2 protein-coding genes and 1 pseudogene are annotated in these 3,028 nt (G+C 55.1%); 2 read left to right on the top strand and 1 reads right to left on the bottom strand.

The window, feature by feature from the left end; genetic code table 11:
• Positions 1 to 24 precede the first annotated feature (24 nt).
• Both ACIQWO_RS27330 and ACIQWO_RS27335 read left to right on the top strand, forming a co-directional pair.
• Positions 25 to 732 carry an antitoxin Xre/MbcA/ParS toxin-binding domain-containing protein gene (locus ACIQWO_RS27330; protein ID WP_402830840.1) on the top strand — a complete coding sequence of 236 codons (708 nt, stop codon included), beginning with the start codon at positions 25 to 27 and terminating at the stop codon, positions 730 to 732.
• On the top strand, positions 729 to 1,196 hold the full coding sequence (locus tag ACIQWO_RS27335; protein WP_402830841.1) for an RES family NAD+ phosphorylase: 468 nt from the start codon (positions 729 to 731) through the stop codon (positions 1,194 to 1,196). Before ACIQWO_RS27330 ends, ACIQWO_RS27335 begins: the two co-directional genes overlap by 4 nt.
• 262 nt (positions 1,197 to 1,458) lie before the next feature.
• Here ACIQWO_RS27335 and ACIQWO_RS27340 read toward each other — a convergent pair.
• A pseudogene (locus ACIQWO_RS27340) lies at positions 1,459 to 2,199 on the bottom strand (helix-turn-helix domain-containing protein); the annotation flags it as partial.
• Positions 2,200 to 3,028 lie beyond the last annotated feature (829 nt).

The raw sequence follows: 3,028 nt of genomic DNA on the forward strand, positions 1-3,028 counted from the left end.
GACGACTTATCCACACAGAAGTAGATGTACTACGCTGTTTTGGGTGGGTTAAATTTCGATGAAAACCCCGGGTCAACATTTGGTGAAAATCAACATTCCGGCGGACCGCCCCAGCCGTTCAACACCCACGCCGCACACCGGCTTGAGTCATTGCCCATTTGGCTTGCATCTTCAGCCAAATGGGCATTTGTGCTATATTGGGTATGTTGGCTTGCCAATTTGGAGAATCTAACGATGGCTACCCCCCGTACCCCTGACAAGAAGCCCACCCGTCCGAGCACCGGGGTGGCGAAGTCGCACATCGGCACTAACGGAATCGGTGCATGGCCGGATGATTTGGCTCTTTTCATGCGACTTGATCCGATCGCACAAAGCCGTGAAATCCGCACGGGCTTGGAGTCCAATATCATTGGCCGCGTCGCGGCTGAAGTCCTCAAGACGAGCGTTCAATCGTTGCTCGGTTACTTGCGGATCCCTTCGAGCACAGTGACGCGTAAGCTCGCCGCTGGAGAGCGGTTGAGTAGCGGCGAGTCGGATCGTGTGTCGCGTGTGATCCTGGTTCACGCACACGCGACTGATGTCTTTGAGAGTCGCGATATCGCTGCTCAATGGATGCAGGCGTCGCACGCTGAATTGGGTGGAGAGAGCCCGGTCGCTATGCTGGATACGCAGACGGGCTACGATGCGGTGCAGCGGATTCTCCAGCGGATTGAATACGGCGTTGGCGTATGAAGCTATTCCGTTTGGCAAAAGACAAGCCAGGAAAGTATCGTGCCGATGATTTGAGTGGGACCGGGGCGGCGGTGGCCGGCGGACGTTGGAACCCCGTCGGCATGCCTGCGCTTTATACGAGTCTAAACGCCTCCACAGCCGTTCTCGAGGTGCGCGTCCACGCATCCGGGTTCGTTCCCGCAGCGAATCTATTTCTTGTTGAAGTCGACGTTCCCGACGAGTTGATCGAAGCGGGGTACGAACCGACCTTGCCGCCGGACTGGAATGAACTCTCGATGCCGGCATCCACCGTCGAAATTGGTCGGCAGTGGTTGCTTGAGGCAAGCGCGGTCGCAATGAGAGTGCCTTCGGTCGTATGTCCAGCCGACTGGAATGTCATTCTCAACCCGCTTCACAGGGATTTCCGCCGTGTGACGGTAACCAGGCAAGAGCCGTTCGCGCTCGATTCAAGGCTGTTCCGGTAACTGGAGCGTGCGCGCCGCTATTTGTTCGTGATCTCGTGACGTGGAGCACTGGACTTCGAGAGAAAGGCCCATGACCCAAAAGAAGAACGCCGAACCGGTGCAGTTCAGCAGACGCCGGCTGCCGGGTGAAAACGAGCTGCGGTTTGCACAGCTGGTTCTCCAGAAGGCTCCGGAGATCGTTTTCCAAGGCAAGCAACAGTACCGGTCAGGTAACGTGAAGACGTCGGTCGATCAGTCGTTCACTTACGATGGTCGGCAAATCCTCGTGGAAATCGACTCCGGTAACCAGGCGAAGTTGCTGGTCGGTCAGCATGCGCATGACGCCCATGCCGTGCTCCTCGAAGAACGGCAGCACACGGTCATTGAGCAGATCGGCAGCGGTGATCGGCGTCTTGGTGGTGTACAGCTTGGCCATGGCCACCTTGCTGTAGGTATCGACGAAGGTCTGCTGGTAAATCCGGCCCACGCCCTTGATGGTGCCGACGTAGAAGGTGTCCTGCGAACCCAGATAGCCCGGATGGGCGGTTTCGATTTCGCCATGGGCCACATCGTCATCCTGCTTTCTCTCCAGCGCGGCCACTTGATCGTCGGTTAGCACGATGCCTTTTTCGGCAACCAGTTTCTCCAATGCCTTGAGCCGTAGCTTGAAAGACGACAGTTCGTGGCGCAGCCAGATCGAACGAATGCCCGAGGGGGAAACGAATATGCCGCGCTGGCGCAATTCGTTGCTGACTCGTACCTGCCCGTGGGCAGGCTGCTCGTTGGCATAGGCGAGAACGGCGGTTTCCGTGGCCTCCTCCACACGATTCTTGGGATTCGGTTTGCGCCGGTTGCTGTCGAATGGCGCTTCGACGCCTCCCTCGGCCACGGCGCTCTGATAGCGGTAGAACGTATCGCGCGACAGGCCCATCACCTTGCAGGCCTTCGATACGTTGCCTAGCTCAGTGGTCAGATTCAGCAGCCCGATCTTGTGGCGAATGACATTTTGGTTGAGACTACTCACGGGGTTACTCCTTGGCGCTTGCACGCTGTTTTGATGAAGATTCGCACCTCTATCAAAACGGGTAACCCCGCCTCTTGGCAAGGCCTTACTGTCAGATCAAGTCTGAACTTCTACATTTGAGAAGCTTGCGACGGGGGGGGGGACTGCCGCCAATTGGCACTGGGCATACGATCTGGCTGTTGCGGCTCAAAATTATTATTCGTAATTTTTTAGCATTTCCATATTTCAGTTGTTCTTTGCCATAGCACTTACGCATGTATCCCGTGGCGTATCGTCGGCGCAACGCCGCTGAGTACAGCCAGGATGGTCTGCGCCTCCTCCCTTCCAGCCTCTTCTCTCTATATGCGAATCTGCCCACGGCCATTTCCACCAATGGAAAGCGGACTTCATCGTTCGCTATATCCGACAGGAAAATCGGAAACCAAAATTGATCAAAATCAAGGCGACTGCATCATTTTTCTGCATAGAATTTTCATCGATTTTTTTAGAAATTGTTCTATGTGACGAATTCCTGCGTGATGCGATGATTCGCTTCGTCACATAGGCAAGGTTGCGCAATCGAGAAGAGTGAATTTGCCTCGTGATAAAAATATTTGAGAATAGTTTTATTACGAAATCACGAGCCCCAAATGAAAACTCGCAGGAAGTCTGGATTCGTCGCTCTCTGATTAGCAAGTTGTGCGTTGCTTTGTCGTGATGGTTAACGCGGCTGTTGCGCAAGTTACGCCTCCTGCGTTGGGTGGGGCTAGCGTCGATGAGCTTCAGCATGGTGTTCAGCCTCGGCAGGTTGGTGGACTACCGACAAACGATGCTGCTCCTGCTGCAAAGT

Source organism: Pandoraea sp. NPDC090278 (assembly GCF_044772185.1).
In the GTDB taxonomy this organism is placed as follows: domain Bacteria; phylum Pseudomonadota; class Gammaproteobacteria; order Burkholderiales; family Burkholderiaceae; genus Pandoraea.

Bases quoted from the DNA above. Each gene is read 5' to 3' on its own strand.
- ACIQWO_RS27330 (WP_402830840.1), top strand. From the start codon at position 25: ATGTACTACGCTGTTTTGGGTGGGTTAAATTTCGATGAAAACCCCGGG.
- ACIQWO_RS27335 (WP_402830841.1), top strand. From the start codon at position 729: ATGAAGCTATTCCGTTTGGCAAAAGACAAGCCAGGAAAGTATCGTGCC.